Raw genomic sequence first — 16,380 nt, 5'->3', positions numbered from 1 at the left:
CCGTGGGCCCCCTCGTCGACGTCGCGCGCGCGGAGGGTTCGGCCGCCCTGGTCGACCAGCTCTGGCAGGCCGTGATGACCTTCAACGACATCCTGATCACCGGCGACCCGGCCCTCGCCACCGAGTTCGAGGATCTCGGCCGCGAGATCCGGTCCGGCGCCGGCGCCGGGATCCCGGCCGCGGAGTGGAACGATTTCCAGCATGCCGCCCGGTCGGTGTTCACCGCCGCCATCGAGCTCGACGAGGCGCGGGCGAAGTACGCCGACGCCGAGGAGGAGGTCCTGGCCCTGCTGTCTTCGGTCGAGGAGAGCTTTGCCGGGAACGTCGTCGATCCCGCCGTCGCGGCCACCGAGAGCCGGCTGCACACCATCCGGCGCACCATCGAGGGCGCCAACGTCGTCGTCCTGCTGCTGCTGGCCGTCGGAACGTGGGTCCTGGCCCGCTCCATCCTCTCCGGCCTGCGCGACTGCCTCGTCCAGGCCGAACTGATCCGCGAGGGCGATCTCGGCAACCGGCTCGCCACCAGCGGCCGCGACGAGCTCTCCCAGCTCATGCGCGGCTTCGACGCCATGGCCGACAGCCTCGGGGCCAAGGCCGACGTGGCGCGCGCCATCGCCGAGGGCGACCTCTCGCGCGAAGTGCCCCTCGCCTCGGAAAAGGACGAGCTCGGCCTGGCGCTGCGCGTCATGCGCAGCGATCTGGTGGCCCTGCTGCGGGGGATCCGCACCACCACGGCCGAGATCGAATCGGGCAGCCGGCAGCTCGCCGAGTCGAGCCACCGCCAGTCCCAGGCGGCCATCACCCAGGCGGCGAGCCTGCAGGAGATCTCCAGTTCCCTGGCCGAGGTCGACACCAGCGCGCAGGGCAGCCGCGAGAAGTCGGCCGAGGCGAGCCGCGTGACCGAGGCGGCCCACACGGCGGCCGACACCGGCTCCGGTCAGATGGCGCGCATGGTCGACTCCATGGGCCGCATCCACGACTCGAGCCAGGCCATCGCGCGGATCATCCAGGTCATCGACGACATCGCCTTCCAGACCAATCTGCTGGCGCTGAACGCGGCGGTCGAGGCGGCCCGGGCCGGCAAGCACGGCAAGGGCTTCGCCGTCGTCGCCGAAGAGGTGCGCAACCTCGCCGGACGCAGCGCCAAGGCCGCCCGCGAGACGTCCGAGCTGATCGAGGAGTCGGTGTCCCTCACCACGTCCAGCACCGAGGTCGTCGAGCAGACTTCACAGGCCTTCGCGCAGTTGGTGCAGCACATCGGGACGGCCACGTCGAGCATCGGCGAGATTTCCGAGTTGGCGGCCACCCAGGCGCCGGCCATCAAGGAGATCGCCACGGCCGTCGACCAGATCAGCAATCTCGTGCAGGAGAACGCCGGCACCGCCGAGGAGGTGGCCGCGGCCACCGGCGAGCTCGCCGGACAGGCGGAGCATCTCGAGCGGCTCATGTCCCGCTTCCGCCTCGACGACGACGCGCCCGGCGCGGCGGGGCCTGCCGCAGCGCCCACGTTCGCCGCAAGCGAATGGGGCGCCGACATCTACGAACCCGTCGGTTGACAGCGGCGAGCCGGGGGCCGATCCTCGGGGTCGGCCCCCTGCCCACCGGAACCCGCCTCGCGAATCCCACTCCTGTCCGTCATCCCGCCTTGACACGCCCGGCTCCCTTGGGCATACTTTGATCGGTTGCCGTACAAAGCCGCGTCCGGCGGCCCGGAAACACTCCTCAACGCTCCGGAGGCCCATCGTGAAGTCGACGCGCCGTCTCTTCGTCGTCCTGCCGATCCTCGCCGTGATCGCCCTGCTCGCCGGCTGCGGCGAACGCAACCCGGCCGACCTGCCGGCGGCCGTCGGCAACTCCGACCCGCTCGTCTTCGACGACGCCTGGGGCGCCGACGTCTACTTCCAGGCCTTCGCCCAGACCCATGTCACCGCCGTCAGCACCGACTCGGTCTACGCCTACGGCGGCGGGTACGCCCTGGACGGCGCGCGCTCCCTCAAGGTGAACGTGCCCCCCGAGGGGTCGTCGCTCGGCCTGTTCACCGGCGGCGTCGTCACCTCGGCCGGCGCCCGCGACCTGGCCGACTACAACGCCCTGACCTTCTATGCCCGCGCCAACCAGGACCTCGTCGTCGACGTCTTCGGCTTCGGCAACGACAACACCGGCACCTCGAAGTACGAGGCCGGCCGCGGCAACGTGGCCATCGGCCGCGACTGGAGCTTCGTCATCGTGCCCATCCCCGACGCGTCGAAGCTCCGTTCCGAGCGCGGCCTGTTCACCATCGCCGAGGGCATCGACCCGGCCCTGCCCGACGGCTACGACATCTGGGTCGACGAGATCCGCTACGCCAAACTGGGCAACATCGAGATCTACCGGGCGATCATGGCCTCGGCCAACGTCTCGAGCTTCATCGGCGCCAGCCTGCCCATCTCGGGCACGCGCACCATCTTCCAGATCGACGGCGGCTTCGTGCCCGTCGACCACATGCCCGGCTACTTCGACTACGTCTCCTCGGAGCCGTCCGTGGCGCGCCTCGCCGACAACACGATCCACCTGGTGGGCACCGGCTCCTCGATCGTGACGGCGAAGCTCGGCGACCTGGACGTGGCCGGCACCGTCACCGTGACCGGCTACGAGCCTCCGACCGGACCGGCCCCCACGCCGACCCTGCCCGCCACCGACGTGATCTCCCTCTTCAGCGGCCCGTACGTGGACATGCCCGTCGTCTCCTGGCGCGCCAACTGGGGCGGCAGCACGACCCAGTACTCCGAGTACGACATCGACGGCGACACGGCGAAGCTCTACAGCTCGCTCAACTTCGTGGGCATCGACTTCGCCGACTTCCCCATCGACGCCGCGGCCATGACGCACCTGCACCTGGACGTCTACGCGCCGGCGGGCACCAACTTCAAGGTGAAGCTCGTCTCGTTCCCCGCCTCGGGCGGCGCCGAGACCCCGGACCTGATCCTCGACGGCGCCACGACCCCCGCCTTCACGGCGGGCGGCTGGTCGTCGCTCGACCTTCCCCTGGCCGACTTCACCCTGCCGGCCGGCGATTGGGACTGGGGGGCCATCGGGCAGCTCGTGCTCAGCACGAACGACTCGCGACTGGTCCTGGTGGACAATATCTACTTCCACAAATAGGATGGGACCCTTGACACTCATCCACCTCGTGAGGTCGCCGGTCTTGAACAACGAGAACCTGATCCGGAAGGGGTTGCGCCGCAGCGACCCCGACCGTCCCCGTCCCCTCGCGGACGCCGTGCTGCGCCTGATCTGGGATCAGCGCCGCGTGTCGCGCGCCGAGATCGCCCGCCTGGCGGGCCTGTCGCGGTCCACCGTGTCGGAGGTCGTGGGCGAGATCCTGCCCACCGGCCTGGTCGCCGAACTGGGCGAGGGCAAGTCGCGCGGCGGACGCCGTCCCATCGTGCTCGCCTTCCGCGACGACGCCTGCGTGATCCTGGGCGTCGAGATGGGCGCCGCCCACGTGGCCGTGGCCCTGACCGACCTCCGCGGCGCCGTGCTGGCCTGGGAGAGCTGCGACCATCCGGTGCGCAAGGACCCCGCCGGGACGCGCAGCCTCATCGCCGACCTCTGCCGCCGCCTCCTCGCCTCGCCGGCCGCCGGCGACCGCCCCCTGGTGGGCATCGGCATCGCGGTGCCCAGCCCCGTCGACCCGGCCGAGCCCGACCACCTGTCGCCCGTCGTGCTGCCCGCCTGGGAAGGCCGCCTCGGCCTGGAGGACCTCGCCGAAGAGCTCGGCGTGCCCCTCTTCGTCGACAACGACGCCAACCTCGGCGCCCTCGCCGAGCACTGGTGGGGCCGCGGCACCGACGTCGACAACCTGGCCTATATCAAGGTCGCCACGGGCATCGGCTCCGGGCACGTCATCGGCGGCGAGATCTACCGCGGCGCCACCGGCGTCGCCGGCGAGATCGGACACCTGGCCATCGACCCCCATGGCAAGCCGTGCATCTGCGGGCTACGGGGTTGCCTGGTGACCCTCGTGGGCGGACCGGCCCTGCGCGAGCGGGCGGGCGAGCTGCTCCGCGAGTACCCGACCAGCGTGCTGGCCCGGCGCGAGTTCACCATCCACGACATCGAGGACGCCGCCCTGGACGGCGACCCCCTGGCGCTGCAGGTCATCCGCGAGGCGGCCGAGCACCTGGGCACCGCCGTGGCCGGTCTGCTCAACCTGATGAACCCGGCGGCGGTGGTGCTGGGCGGCGACCTGTCGCGCCTCGGCGAACTGCTGCTCGCGCCCCTGCGCGGCAGCGTGCGCAGCCGCACCCTCGTCAACTCGGTGGCCGCCGCCGAGATCCTCGTCAGCCGCCTCGGCCCCCAGTCGGTGGCCGTGGGCGCGGCGACGCTCGTGCTCAAGGAGGCCCTCGGCGACTCGCGGCTCTTCCCCGCGGTCGACGAGGCGACGGGCAGCGCCGGCGGAGGCGCGGCCTGATGCGCGCCCTGGTCGTGCTCGGCATCCTGCTGGCCGCCGGCACCGCGGGCTGTTCGGAGGAGACGGCGCCCGAGCCCGAGATCGGCCTCATCTGGGCCGACGAGTTCGAGGGCCCCGCGGGCCAGCTCCCCGACTCGACGCGCTGGGTCTTCGACATCGGCACCGACTGGGGCAACGCCCAGCTCGAGTGGACCACCAACCGCCCCGAGAACGTGAGCCTCGACGGCAACGGCAACCTGGCCATCACCGCCCGCGAGGAGAGCTTCGCCGGCCAGGACTACACGTCCGGGCGCATCAAGACCAAGGGCGTGTTCGAGCGGGCCTACGGGCGCTTCGAGGCGCGCATCAAGCTGCCGGTGGGGCAGGGCATCTGGCCGGCCTTCTGGATGCTGGGCCGGGACATCGACCAGGTGGGCTGGCCGGCCTGCGGCGAGATCGACATCATGGAGTTCCTCGGCCAGGACCCGCGCACCATCTACGGCACCATCCACGGTCCCGGCCACTTCGGCGGCAGCGCCATCGGCCGCACCCACACCATCAGCCAGGGCGGCTTCCATCTGGGCTTCCACGAGTTCGCGGTGCAGTGGTCGCCCGAGCGCATCAGCTGGTACGTCGACGGCTTCAACTACTTCACCGTGGCCCTGACCGACCTGCCCGCCGGCGCCACCTGGGTGTACGACCACCCCTTCTTCATCCTGCTGAACGTGGCGGTGGGCGGCCGCTGGCCGGGCAGCCCGGACGAGACGACCACCTTCCCCCAGACCATGCTCGTCGACTGGGTGCGGGTGTACGGCGAGAAGTAGCGGGTCAGGCCCGCTCGTACGCTTTCCGCAGCCACCCGATCAGCTCGGCGTCCACGTCGGCCGCGCTCTCCAGCCGCACCCGATGGCTCACCATCGCGTTGAAGCTCCCCGACGCTTCCAGGCGCCCCCCGGCCGGCTCGCCCTTCAGGTTCAGCCCCACGTCGACCCGGGTCCTGGTCGACGGCTGCACGAGACCGAACTGCTTGCTCCGCCGCAGGCTCACGTAGGTCTTCTTCGGGGACAGCTCGACATCCTTGCCGAACTTCGCCACCGCCCTGGCCAGCTTGTCGTAGATCGGCCGCAGGTCGGCCTTCGGCCCGGCGTACTGGGCCGCGACGAGGTCGTCGCCCCCGGCCGCGTCGCCTGCGTTCAGATACGTGTGGGCGATGAGGTTGGCGTAGCCGTGCGTGACGCCGTGCTCGCCCTTGAGCAGCTTGACGATCTCGCCGTGCTTCGCGGCTCCGGCCGCCTTGACGATCTTCAGCCAGGCCGCCATGTCCCGGCCGGTCTTCTCCTTCAGGTTCGCCACCATGCTGGCGGCCATTTCCTCGGGGGACTTCGCCATGTCGGATCCTTTCGGGTTCGCGGCCGTCCGGTCCGGCCGCCGTGTCGGTCCGCCCGCTCTCAGGGAACTGCGTGCGTCAATCCCACGTCCCGGACAGGTAGCTCCGCCGCAGCGGTTCCGGGAACTTCTCGATGGCGTAGCGCAGCATCGTGCGCGGCAGGCGGGCGTGGTGCTGCCGCAGGAAAGCCTCGGCGACGGTCCGGTCCCGCTTGGCGACCTCCCGCAGCATCCAGCCGCAGACCTTGTGGATCAGGTCCTGGTCGTCATCGAGCAGCAGGGCGCAGAGGTCCAGCGTGTCGCCGAAGTCGCCCTGCCGGATGAAATGGTAGGTGGCCATGACCGCGATGCGCCTCTCCCACAGGGAGTCCGAGCGGGCGAGGTCGCGCAGCAGGCCGCGCGGACGGTCCTGCAGCCAGGGCCCGACGATGCGGTGGGCCGAAGTGTCGACCAGATCCCAGTTGTTCACGCGGTCGGTGTGGGCGAGATAGAATTCGGCGATGCGCCCGCGCTCGTCCGCGCTCGCCCGGTCGAACTTCCCCGCCAGGATGATCACCGCCAGGAGGCGCTCCTCGTGCCACCGCGACCTCAACAGCCCGGCGACCCTGGCCAGGGAGAGGTCCCCGCACCGCTTCGCCAGCGCCCGCACGCGCGGCACGCGGATGCCCAGGAAGCGGTCGCCTTCGCCGTACTCGCCCGGCCCCGTGCGGAAGAAGCGGGCGCTGTGGGCGGCGATGGCGGGATCGGCCAGGGCCTGCAGCTCGGCGCGGATCTGCCCCAGGTTCACGCGGATGGCCTCCGGCTCACGTGATCGCCTTGTCGAGCGGCCAGTTCTCGCTGCGGCTCTGCCTGGGCGTCATGAACGACGTGCACTTCATCATGAAGAGGAAGAACTTCTGCTTGAGGTTGGGTTGTCCGGTCTCGACCAGCGACTTCAGCGTGTTGCAGATGAACTCGGTGCCCTGCCCCATGTACTTCTCGGTCTTGGTGCCGACCGGCACCTCCTCGCTGGTCAGGGTGAAGCGCGTGCCGCCGTCGACCGGCTCGAGCTCGTAGGTCACCCGGCACAGGGGGTCGTTCTCGGAGGTGAACTTGAACGTGTGCGCGTAGCGCCGCGGCGGATCGAACTCGAGCACCTCGCCCACGACGCCGGTGTTCTTCCCGTCGGGGGTGCGCATGCGGATGGGGGCGCCGGGGCCCAGGCTGGTCGTGTGCAGCACCGAGCCGAAGAAGAACGGCAGCGGCCGACCCGACTGGGTCAGCACCTCCCAGACCTTCTCCACCGGAGCCTCGATCATCACGCGGTACACCTGCTTCGTGGTGGCGCTCATGGCTTCTCCTTCGCGACGGCCTGCTCGGCCGCGTACTTGATGTCCATCACCTGGCCGCTCCAGAAGCGGCTGTACTCGGTCGACCAGCGGTCGTGGATGGCCTGGATCGGCGCCACGTTGAAGTGCATCTCGCGGCTGCGTCCGACCTTCTCCGAGACGATCAGCTCCGCCTCTTCCAGCACCCGGAGGTGCTTCATGACGGCGATGCGGCTCATGTCGAAGTACTTGGCCACGTCGTTCACGTTGCACCCCGGCATCTCGACGAGGATGTCGAGCATCCGGCGACGATGCGGGCTGGCCAGGGCCAGGAAGACGGCGTTCATGGTCTCGGTTTTCATAAGTAACCCCAAGGTTACATTAAAACCCGGAGCGCGTCAAGAGGCGGCCATGAAAAAGGGGCCCGGCTCGCGCCGGGCCCCATCCGCTCGGGATGTGGAAGCCAACTAGCGGTACAGCGACTTCACCGTGCCCCAGGCCTCGTCCTCGGCCCCGACGGGATCGCAGGTCGGCGTCGCGCCGTCCCAACCGTCCATGGCCAGTTCGACGGAGCTGGTGCCGTCGGTGGGCAGGGTCACGGTGCGGTTGCCGACGCTCTCCCAGTTGGTGCAGTCGTCCTTCTTGTACTTGTAGTCGAAGCTCGGGCTGCTGCCGGCGGGGAAGACCACGAACACTTCCCAGACCTCGCCACCGAGGCTGTTCATGGTCACGCCGGTGCCCCACGAACCGATCTCGGCCGCCGAACCGATGACGCAGGGCGCGCCGATGGTCTCGGTGCCGCTCATGCACAGGGTGAACTGCACGGTCACGTCGACCGGCAGCACCTCGACCACGTTGTAGCGCAGCGGCGGCGGGTTGCCGGACTGGTCGCCGGTGATCCACAGGTTCGAACCGTCGGTGTCGTCGTGGAAGATGACGTACGAGTCGACATAGTCGGCGCCGATCAGGGCCGACTGCGGGATGGTGCCCGTGTACTCGTCGTTGTTGCCGATGTCGCCGTTGTAGGTCATCAGCACGATGTGATAGATCCCGTCGGTGCTGCTGGCGTAGTACAGCTCGGCCCAGATGTCGGCGCCCTGGCCGGCCGCGTCGGTGGTGCCGCCCTTGTAGACCTGGGCGTAGACGTCGATCCCGGCCGACGACACGTGGCTCGAGTTGTGCAGCGGCCAGACGTTGCCGGCCCAGTCGATGGTGGCGCCGGCCGTTCCGGCGCAGGCCAGCAGGGCCAGCAGGGTGAGGAACATGAGCCTTGTCTTCATGGAGTCTCTCCTTGGTGGAATCAACGGATGCGGGCGAATCGGGTTGATCGACGACTCTATTTTAACCGATGAGACGCCCCCGGGGGAAGGGGGTCACCAAAATGAAATACGGGATCAAAATCATGGTGAATTGGTGTGATTTCGTGATAAAGTTCACGAGCCACGGATTCCCGGGGCGCCCCCCGGGCGTCCGGACGAGGGCGGCGCGGGCCGTTCGCCGCGTTTTCCGCACCGTTTTCGCGGGGATCATCCGACCACCCCCGAACAGGAGCTCGCCGTGAACAGACTCCCACGCATCCTCTCGCTCGCTCTCGCACTCACCGTACTCGGCGCCGGACTCGCCTTCGCCGCCGACATCACCTTCGAGAAGGCCGGCCAGGTCGTCGCCGGCGTCCGCTGCGCCACCGAAACCCCCAGCCTCGAGCGCACGGAGCAGATCCAGGCCGAGGTCGACGCCTGGCTGAAGACGGGCGGCTGGGCGCAGCTGCGCGACAAGGCCAACGTGACGATTCCCGTGGCGGTCCACGTCGTGGCCCAGACCAACGGCGTCGGCGATCTCACCAATCAGCAGATCAACGCGCAGATGCAGGTGCTGAACCAGGCCTACGCCGGCACCGGCTACAGTTTCGACCTGGTGAGCACCGACCGCACCTACGACACAAAGTGGTCGACCCACCGCTACGGCAGCCGCGACGAGCGCCGCATGAAGCAGGCCCTGGCCGTCGATCCGGCCACGACCCTGAACGTCTACTTCTGCAACATCGGCGGCGGCCTGCTCGGCTACGCGACCTTCCCCGACATGTACGCCGAGGACAGCTACATGCACGGCGTGGTGATCCTGTACGCGTCGGTGCCGGGCGGCGGCGCGGCTCCCTACGACGAGGGCGACACGGCCACCCACGAGATCGGCCACTTCCTCGGCCTGTACCACACCTTCCAGGGCGGCTGCAGCAACCCCGGCGACTACGTGAGCGACACGGCCCCCGAGTCGTCCCCCGCCTACGGCTGCCCCAACGGCCGCGACACCTGCGCCGGCAACGGCCCCGACCCGATCACCAACTACATGGACTACACCGACGACAGCTGCATGTTCGAGTTCACCGCGGGCCAGACCGCCCGCATGGACCAGCAGATGGCCCTGTACCGCCCGACCATGTTCGGCGGCACCGGCGGGCCCGGCGGCGGCGGCGACATGCACGTGGCCTCCATGACCGTGGGCCGCGAGAGCAAGGGCCCGAACACGAACGGCACCTGCTCGGCCTCCGTGGTCGACGCCGGCGGCAACGCCGTCGCCGGCGCCACGGTGACGTTCAGCATCGACGGCCCCACCGGCGGCTCCACGAGCGGCACCACCGGCTCCAACGGCGTCGTCAGCGTGACCTCCGCCAAGACCAGGAACGCGTCCGGCGAGTGGTGCTTCGAGGTGACCGGCGTCTCCCTGAGCGGCTCGAGCTACGACTCGGGCGCCAACGTGGTGACGCGCAGCTGCGAGAGCGGCGACGTGTTCCGCACCGGCGCGGAGCTCAGCCTCGGCAACCAGCCGAATCCGTTCAACCCCATGACCGTCATCCGCTTCGCGCTGCCCGCGGCGACCGACGTGACCCTCAGCATCTACGATGCGGCGGGTCGCCTCGTCTCGCGCCCGGTGGACGGTTTCCTGGGCGCCGGCGACCACGAGGTCACCTTCAACGCCCGCAACCGGGCCAGCGGCGTGTACTTCTACCAGCTGCGCGCCGGCAACGAGACGCTGACGCGGAAGATGCTGCTGCTGAAGTAGTCCGCGACCACGGACCCTGCCCCCGACGAGACCGCCGGAGCCCCGCTCCGGCGGTCTTCTCCATCTGCAGCCGCCCCCCTCACACGAAATTTGCAATTGTTCACGAAACCCCGGCCCGCCGGCATGCGTCCTACCCCATGAACCCGACCGAACCCCAGGCATGGAAAGTGAGCGAGTCATGTTCCTTCTGACGACGAGCCCCCGCTTCCGCCTCGTGGCCGCCCTGAGCGTCCTCGTGGCGACGGCGTCCATCCTGGTCCGGCAGTAGATCCCGACGACGCCGGGCCGGTACCCCACCACGCGCAAGCGCGGCCCAAGCGAGAGGCCCGGTCTTCGGACCGGGCCTCGTCGCGTTCCGGGGCTGGGTCCCGCCGGCTCAGATCGCCAGATGCAGGTAGGTCCGGATCTCCCACTCGTTCCCCTTGTCCAGGCCCTCGGGGTAGAGCTCGCCCTGGGCCGGCGCGACCACGCCGTCCGGCATGTAGCGGTTCGAGTACCGGTCGAGGGTGCGGTAGGTGCCGCGCACGCCCAGCCGGGTCTGGGGGAAATCGAACCAGCGGGGTGCGCCGAGGGTCACGCTCACGTCGGCCATCAGCTGCAGGGGATAGGTCAGGTTGTGGTCCCGGTGGTAGTCGTAGGGACCGAAGTCGTTGAACTTGGCGTGCCAGCCGAGGGCCAGACGCGGCCACACCAGGCGGCTGTCCACGCTGAAGCGCTTCACGAGCCGGGTGTTGTCGCCGTTGGGCTCGGCCGTGCCGAAGACCACGTGGCTGACCATCTTCGCCTTGTCGCCCACCTTGTTCACGACGCGGCAGTTGACCTCCCACAGGTCGCCCCAGTCGCGGGCGGGCGTGCCGCCGGCGAAGGCGTAGACGTCGCCCGTGTCGGCCACGAAGAGCTTGGCGTCGGACGTGGTGTGGTGCTTGCGCACCGAGAAGCCCAGGCTCGCGGCCAGGTCCGCGTTCTCCCGCACGTCGCTGTCCCACGACCACATCCAGGTCGCCGGGGTCGGATCGTACGTCAGCATGAGCTCGGCCGCCGTGGTCTCCCGGTTCCAGATCACGGCGAACGGGTCGTCGCGCACGTTGCGCGTGCGGCCCGGCGTGCCCGTCAGGTCGTCCGAGTGGGGCATGGGCCCGACGATGGGTTTCTGCCAGAGGAAGTTCGGCCCGATCTGCCAGTCGCCCGCGTTGACGGCCACGCCGGTGATGGCGTTGACCTGGTTGCCCGAGCCGCTGTCCTTCAGGGTCCAGCCGGTGTAGGTCGGGATCGCGGTCGGGCCGGCGTCGGCCACCAGACCCATCACCGCGCCCTGTCCGTACCAGTTCCAGCGGCCCTTCTGCCAGGTGAGCTTGCCCTTGAAGCCCCAGGTGTCCTCGTCGGTCACGGTGTCCTGGCGCACGTCGCCGGGCGCCACGGGCACCTCGGCGCCCACCAGCCCCTCGTCGACGATCTGGAAGGTCTCGCCCACCCGCGGCTGGCCCGACCACAGGGCGCCGCCCTCGAAGCCGAACGGCCCGAGGTCGGTGGCCATGCTCAGGGCCGCCTTGCGGGTCTGGCGCACGGGAATGGCGATCGACGTGGTGACCGTGTTCTGCTGGGCGAAGTCCTCCTGGAAGACACCCGTCCAGTCGATGCCGGCCAGCTTGCGCTGGTACTTGATGAACACGGCCGGATTCGCGCCCCACCACAACTGCGGCCCGAAGGCCACCTTCAGGCCCTCGAGGTCGCCCTTGCCCGCGATCTGCATGCCGATGGGCGCCTCGCCGTTGTAGATGTCGAGATTCTCGCCGTAGAAGCCGTCCCGGTAGAGGCCGAAGAAGTCGCCCTCGTACTGCCAGTGCAGGTGGCCGACGCGGTAGAAGGCGTCGAGCTGGAAGTCCTGGTCCTCCCAGGTGATCGAGCCCTGGTACACCTTCACGCGTTCGAGCGACTCGATCTGCACCGGATCGCCGTTGTCGTCGAGCAGCGTCTTCGGCCGCCCGCGGTTCTCGTAGAAGATCTCGTCGATGGGGTTCTTGGCCACGTGCCCCAACACGTTCAGGCTGAGCTTGCCGACCACGGCGTCGCTGGGCTTGGCCTCGAAGTCGACGAAGAAGCTCTGGTTGTGGTCGAAGCCCTGGAACGAGGGGTAGCCCTCCTGGGGCGTCTCGATGGGCGGGGTCGAGATGTTGTCGCCCCCGGTGCTGTAGGTCTCGAATTCCATGCGCACGCCCGCCACGCGCACCCTGCTCAGGGTCGTGCCCTCGAGGGCCGCCTTGTCGCCGCGCGCCGCGAGGGCGGCGCCCATGGGGGTGATGCCGTCGAAGTGCGAGCGGATGGCGTCGATGTCGGTGCTCTTGCCGTAGGGGTCGAGGCGGAAGGCGTCGCGCAGGGCGTAGTAGGCCGCGCGCGGGTACACCTGGTACAGCCCCCGCGAGTCGCTGAAGCCCTTGGCGCAGATGCCCCACCACTCCTCGTTCATGTTGTTGTGGCCTTCGACGTAGTCGGTCGGGTAGCCGGCGTTGGGCCACGAGGCGTTGGTGTCGTGGATGTCCAGGCGCTCCTCCTGCTTGTACTTCCACCAGCCGTCGCTCCACTGGAAGATGAGGCCGCCGATGGCGTTGCCGACGCGTCCCTTGCCGGCCGACTGCTCGTAGATCTCGCGCCACTGGCCCAGCAGGTAGTAGGCCTGCGCCGCCTGGTCCTCCTGCATGGTCACGGCGTTGAAGGCGTCGGCGCCGAACTCGGTGAAGAACGTGGGCACGTCGAGCTTGTCCTGCACGACCTGGTAGAAGTCGCGCGCCGAGATGCCGCGGTACACGTTCGAGCCGAAGACGTCGATGTCGGCGCACTCCTCGGCGATGATGTCGATGTACTGCAGGTCGCCGTTGGCCATGGCCACCGGACGGCCCTTGTCGATGGCGTGGATGTCGTCGATGATCTCACCGAACAGCGAGTACAGGTAGCGGGCCCGGACGGCGTTCTTCTCGCCCTCGGGCAGGGCCTCGGTCTCGGCGCTCTTCCAGGTCAGGCCGTAGTTGTTCTCGTTGCCCAGCAGCCACATGAGCACGCCCGGGGTGTCCTTGAACTCCTCGACCACCGCCTTCATCTCGGCGCGCAGGGTCTCGCGCACGCGCGGGTCGCTGTAGTCGGTATTGGGGTACCAGGTGCCGTCGAGGGTCAGGCCGTAGCGCCCGATGGTGTGGTTCAGCACCGTGTAGATGCCGTGCTTCTCGTAGATGTACCGCACCCACTTGGGCGGGATGCCCACGTAGTGCCGGATCGTGTTGACGTGCATCTCCTTGAGCAGCTCCATCTCGGTGTCGATGGCGGCCTTGATGACCTCCTCGGGCTGCTCGTACAGGCTGTAGGTGTAGTTCTGCCCGATGGGCATGTAGCCCCAGTTCATGCCGAAGACCATGAAGTCCTCGCCGTCGACCACGAGACGCTGCCCCCCCGCGTCCTTGACGATCTCGATCGCGGGCAGGTCGGACGCCGCGGCGGCGGCTCCCCACAGGAGGACGAAGGCGAACAGGATCCCCGCGGGAACGGGGCGCAGGAGGCGACGATCAACCTTGGGACGCACGGTGGGCTCCTTGGTTCGGGAACGGGGAATCCGGCCCGGGGGCGTCGACCGCGTTCCGCGCGACGACGTCCCGGTACCAGGCGGCGCTGAGTTTCGGCGTCCGGTCCTGCGTCGCGGGATCGACCGCGTGCAGACCGAACTTCTTGGCGTAGCCCAGGGCCCACTCGAAGTTGTCGAGCAGGGACCAGGCGAAGTAGCCGGCCAGGGGCACGCCGTCGGCGAGGGCGCGGTGGCAGGCCACGAGATGGCTTTCGAGGTAGGCGATGCGGCGGGCGTCGGCGATGCGCCCGTCGGCACCGGCGGGATCGTCGTAGGCGGCGCCGTTCTCGGTGACGTAGATGCGGGCCGGCCCATAGTCGCGGTGCACCCGCACGAGCGAGTCGTGCAGGCCCTGCGGGTAGACCTCCCAGCCCATGTCGGTCAGATCCTCGTCCGGCGCCATCGGGACGGGCTCGGGGCCGTTCGCCCCTGCGCGCATGACGTTCCGGCTGTAGTAGTTCAGGCCGAGGAAATCGAGCGGCGCGCGGATGATCTCCATGTCAGGTTCCCGAACAAAGGGAAGCTCCGGCCCGGCGAGATGGCCGCGGGCGACACGGTCGGCGATGGCGTCCGCCGGATAGGTCCCCTTGAAGACCGGGTCGAGATACCAGCGGTTGAAGAGACCGTCGAAGAAGCGGGCGGCGTCCCGGTCGGCCGGCGTGTCGGTGTGCGGCATGCCGGGGCAGTGGATGATGACGATGCCGACCTCGGCCCCGGAAGCGGCCGCGCGGATCGCCCGGGCCGCCAGGCCGTGCGAGAGCAGGACATGGTGCGCCACTCGCAGGGACAGGCCGGGATCCTTCAGGCCCGGCGCCTGCACCCCCTCCTCGTGGCCGAGGCAGGCGATGCACCAGGGCTCGTTGTGGGTGACCCAGCGGGTGACCCGATCGCCGAGCCGTCCCACCACCAGGCCGGCGTAGTCGGCGAAGGCCGCCGCCGTGTCCCGCTCGCCCCAGCCGCCCTCATCCTGCAGGGCGGCAGGCAGATCCCAGTGGTAGAGGGTCGGGAAGGGTTCGATCCCCGCGTCCAGCAGGCCGTCGACGAGCCGGTCGTAGTGGTCGAGCCCGGCGGCGAGGGCCGGTCCGCGCCCGGTCGGCTGGATGCGCGGCCAGGCGATGGAGAAGCGGTAGCCGCCCAGACCCAGGTCGCGCATGAGGTCGATGTCGTCGCGCCAGCGCCGGTAGGAATCGCAGGCCACCGCCGGGGTGGTGCCGTCGGCGATGCGCCCGGGTTCGGCGGCGAAGCGGTCCCAGATGGAGGGTCCCCGGCCGTCCACGTCGCACGCGCCCTCGATCTGGGCGGCGCTGGTCGCGGCGCCCCAGAGGAACCCGTCGGGGAATTCGTGGCGTGCCATCGGGCCTCGCTTTCCTCGCACCGGCGGCGTGCGAAAAAAATCTTTGTTCGGACTCCGAACATAGTGTATGATGGTGCTGGTCCTGTCAAGAGTCCAGTTGACCCCGGCGATCCCGGAGGGCACCCGGCTTCTCGCTCCCATGAGATCACTTGACACCGCCTGAAGCAAGCACTGCCCGGCAGGACCCCCAGACTTCGCGTCGACCGCAACCCACCGGGGCCCATCGCCCCCAGGAGGTACTGACCATGACGTCCCGTCGCTCCCGCATCGCCCTCGTCGCCGCCTTCGTGCTGGCGATCCTGGCGCCTCTCGCGGCCCAGGCCGACCTCGCGACCTACACCCAGGACTTCGAGCTCCTGATCCAGCCCGACACGGCCGCCCTCGCCAACGACGGCTGGGTCGTGTTCGGCAACGTGTTCGATCCCACCGGCACCACGTACCTGTACGGCTACGGCACCTTCGTCGCGCCCAACGACGGCTTCGCCTTCTGCCAGATCGACGTGGGCCAGGGCGGCGTCGAGCAGGGCTTCCAGCAGCTCGCCGTCTTCAGCGACTACAACAACGCCGACCACGCCAACGGCAACCTGATCGAGTCGAACGTCTTCCAGGAGCAGACCATCGGCGCCGCCGACGTGGGCAGCACCTGGAAGTTCTCGTTCCAGTGCAAGAAGGGGAACATCGAGGGCTCCTCGACCGCTCTCGCGTTCATCAAGACCCTCGATCCCATGTCCGGCTACGCCACCACGAACCTGGTCACCGTCGACATGACGGCGGTCCCCGACACCTGGGGCGGCTACAGCATGAGCCTGCCCATCGACGCCAGCCTCGTGGGCCAGCTCTTCCAGTTCGGCTTCGCCAACACGGCGACGTTCTACCAGGGCTCGGCCATCTTCTACGACAACATCGTCTTCGAGCAGGATGACCTGTCGTCCGTGCCCGACGCCGAGGCCCTCGCCGGCGCGACCCTCGGCCGCAACTACCCGAACCCGTTCAACCCCTCGACGCGCATCGACTTCAGCCTGGAGAAGGCGGGCCACGCCGAGCTCAGCGTGTACGACATGGCCGGCCGCCTGGTCGCCACCCTGCACGACGGCGCCCTGGCCGCGGGCCCCCATCAGGTGACCTGGACCGGCACGACCAACGCGGGCACCGCCGCCCCCAGCGGCCGCTACAGCTACGTGCTGCGCACCGCCACGGGCAGCCTGGCCGGCGCCATGACCCTGCTGAAGTAACCGAG

The 16,380-nt window shown here is 69.3% G+C and carries 13 protein-coding genes; 6 read left to right on the top strand and 7 right to left on the bottom strand.

What is annotated here, in order from left to right; translation table 11 throughout:
• The 4 genes from KDM41_02695 to KDM41_02680 form a co-directional block, all read left to right on the top strand.
• The coding region (locus KDM41_02695; protein ID MCB1182313.1) for a methyl-accepting chemotaxis protein at positions 1 to 1,556 on the top strand (1,556 nt) is incomplete at its 5' end.
• 187 nt (positions 1,557 to 1,743) lie between these two features.
• Positions 1,744 to 3,141 (top strand): hypothetical protein, encoded by a 1,398-nt coding sequence (locus KDM41_02690; protein ID MCB1182312.1) that lies wholly within the window; start codon positions 1,744 to 1,746, stop codon positions 3,139 to 3,141.
• A gap of 10 nt (positions 3,142 to 3,151) precedes the next feature.
• Positions 3,152 to 4,453: an ROK family transcriptional regulator gene (locus KDM41_02685; GenBank protein MCB1182311.1), complete on the top strand. Its 1,302-nt coding sequence runs from the start codon at positions 3,152 to 3,154 to the stop codon at positions 4,451 to 4,453.
• Entirely contained in the window at positions 4,453 to 5,256 is an 804-nt protein-coding gene (locus KDM41_02680) for a glycoside hydrolase family 16 protein (GenBank protein ID MCB1182310.1), read from the top strand. The genes KDM41_02685 and KDM41_02680 overlap by 1 nt, the downstream gene beginning before the upstream one ends.
• Before the next feature lie 4 nt (positions 5,257 to 5,260).
• Here KDM41_02680 and KDM41_02675 read toward each other — a convergent pair whose 3' ends face one another.
• The 5 genes from KDM41_02675 to KDM41_02655 form a co-directional block, all read right to left on the bottom strand.
• Positions 5,261 to 5,821, bottom strand: coding sequence for a DUF4287 domain-containing protein (locus tag KDM41_02675; protein MCB1182309.1), 561 nt, complete (start codon positions 5,819 to 5,821; stop codon positions 5,261 to 5,263).
• Positions 5,822 to 5,897: 76 nt separating this feature from the next.
• Positions 5,898 to 6,605 carry a DNA alkylation repair protein gene (locus KDM41_02670; GenBank protein MCB1182308.1) on the bottom strand — a complete coding sequence of 236 codons (708 nt, stop codon included), beginning with the start codon at positions 6,603 to 6,605 and terminating at the stop codon, positions 5,898 to 5,900.
• Between the two features lie 16 nt (positions 6,606 to 6,621).
• On the bottom strand, positions 6,622 to 7,149 hold the full coding sequence (locus tag KDM41_02665; protein MCB1182307.1) for an SRPBCC domain-containing protein: 528 nt from the start codon (positions 7,147 to 7,149) through the stop codon (positions 6,622 to 6,624).
• Positions 7,146 to 7,487, bottom strand: a complete 342-nt coding sequence (locus tag KDM41_02660) for a helix-turn-helix transcriptional regulator (GenBank protein ID MCB1182306.1) — start codon at positions 7,485 to 7,487, stop codon at positions 7,146 to 7,148. Before KDM41_02660 ends, KDM41_02665 begins: the two co-directional genes overlap by 4 nt.
• 105 nt (positions 7,488 to 7,592) lie before the next feature.
• Positions 7,593 to 8,405, bottom strand: a complete 813-nt coding sequence (locus tag KDM41_02655; protein ID MCB1182305.1) for a hypothetical protein — start codon at positions 8,403 to 8,405, stop codon at positions 7,593 to 7,595.
• Positions 8,406 to 8,682: 277 nt separating this feature from the next.
• On the opposite strand from KDM41_02655, the gene KDM41_02650 reads away from it, so the two are divergent.
• Positions 8,683 to 10,182: a T9SS type A sorting domain-containing protein gene (locus KDM41_02650; protein MCB1182304.1), complete on the top strand. Its 1,500-nt coding sequence runs from the start codon at positions 8,683 to 8,685 to the stop codon at positions 10,180 to 10,182.
• 376 nt (positions 10,183 to 10,558) lie between these two features.
• Here the strand turns inward: KDM41_02650 and KDM41_02645 are convergent, their stop codons facing one another.
• Positions 10,559 to 13,585, bottom strand: a complete 3,027-nt coding sequence (locus tag KDM41_02645; protein ID MCB1182303.1) for a glycosidase — start codon at positions 13,583 to 13,585, stop codon at positions 10,559 to 10,561.
• A gap of 148 nt (positions 13,586 to 13,733) precedes the next feature.
• The gene (locus KDM41_02640; protein MCB1182302.1) at positions 13,734 to 15,143 is read right to left on the bottom strand and encodes a beta-glucosidase; all 1,410 of its coding nucleotides are present in this window, start codon (positions 15,141 to 15,143) and stop codon (positions 13,734 to 13,736) included.
• A 245-nt stretch (positions 15,144 to 15,388) separates the two neighbouring features.
• Here KDM41_02640 and KDM41_02635 point away from each other — a divergent pair, with 245 nt between their 5' ends.
• Positions 15,389 to 16,375, top strand: a complete 987-nt coding sequence (locus tag KDM41_02635; GenBank protein ID MCB1182301.1) for a hypothetical protein — start codon at positions 15,389 to 15,391, stop codon at positions 16,373 to 16,375.
• Positions 16,376 to 16,380 lie beyond the last annotated feature (5 nt).

The sequence above is a fragment of the bacterium genome, assembly GCA_020440705.1.
Lineage (GTDB): Bacteria > Krumholzibacteriota > Krumholzibacteriia > LZORAL124-64-63 > LZORAL124-64-63 > JAGRNP01.
Note: the sequence above shows the minus strand (reverse complement) of the source record. Positions and strands in the feature narration are given on the sequence as shown.

Bases quoted from the DNA above. Each gene is read 5' to 3' on its own strand.
- KDM41_02665 (MCB1182307.1), bottom strand. From the start codon at position 7,149: ATGAGCGCCACCACGAAGCAGGTGTACCGCGTGATGATCGAGGCTCCG.
- KDM41_02640 (MCB1182302.1), bottom strand. From the start codon at position 15,143: ATGGCACGCCACGAATTCCCCGACGGGTTCCTCTGGGGCGCCGCGACC.
- KDM41_02655 (MCB1182305.1), bottom strand. From the start codon at position 8,405: ATGAAGACAAGGCTCATGTTCCTCACCCTGCTGGCCCTGCTGGCCTGC.
- KDM41_02660 (MCB1182306.1), bottom strand. From the start codon at position 7,487: ATGAAAACCGAGACCATGAACGCCGTCTTCCTGGCCCTGGCCAGCCCG.
- KDM41_02680 (MCB1182310.1), top strand. From the start codon at position 4,453: ATGCGCGCCCTGGTCGTGCTCGGCATCCTGCTGGCCGCCGGCACCGCG.
- KDM41_02675 (MCB1182309.1), bottom strand. From the start codon at position 5,821: ATGGCGAAGTCCCCCGAGGAAATGGCCGCCAGCATGGTGGCGAACCTG.
- KDM41_02635 (MCB1182301.1), top strand. From the start codon at position 15,389: ATGACGTCCCGTCGCTCCCGCATCGCCCTCGTCGCCGCCTTCGTGCTG.
- KDM41_02645 (MCB1182303.1), bottom strand. From the start codon at position 13,585: ATGGTCTTCGGCATGAACTGGGGCTACATGCCCATCGGGCAGAACTAC.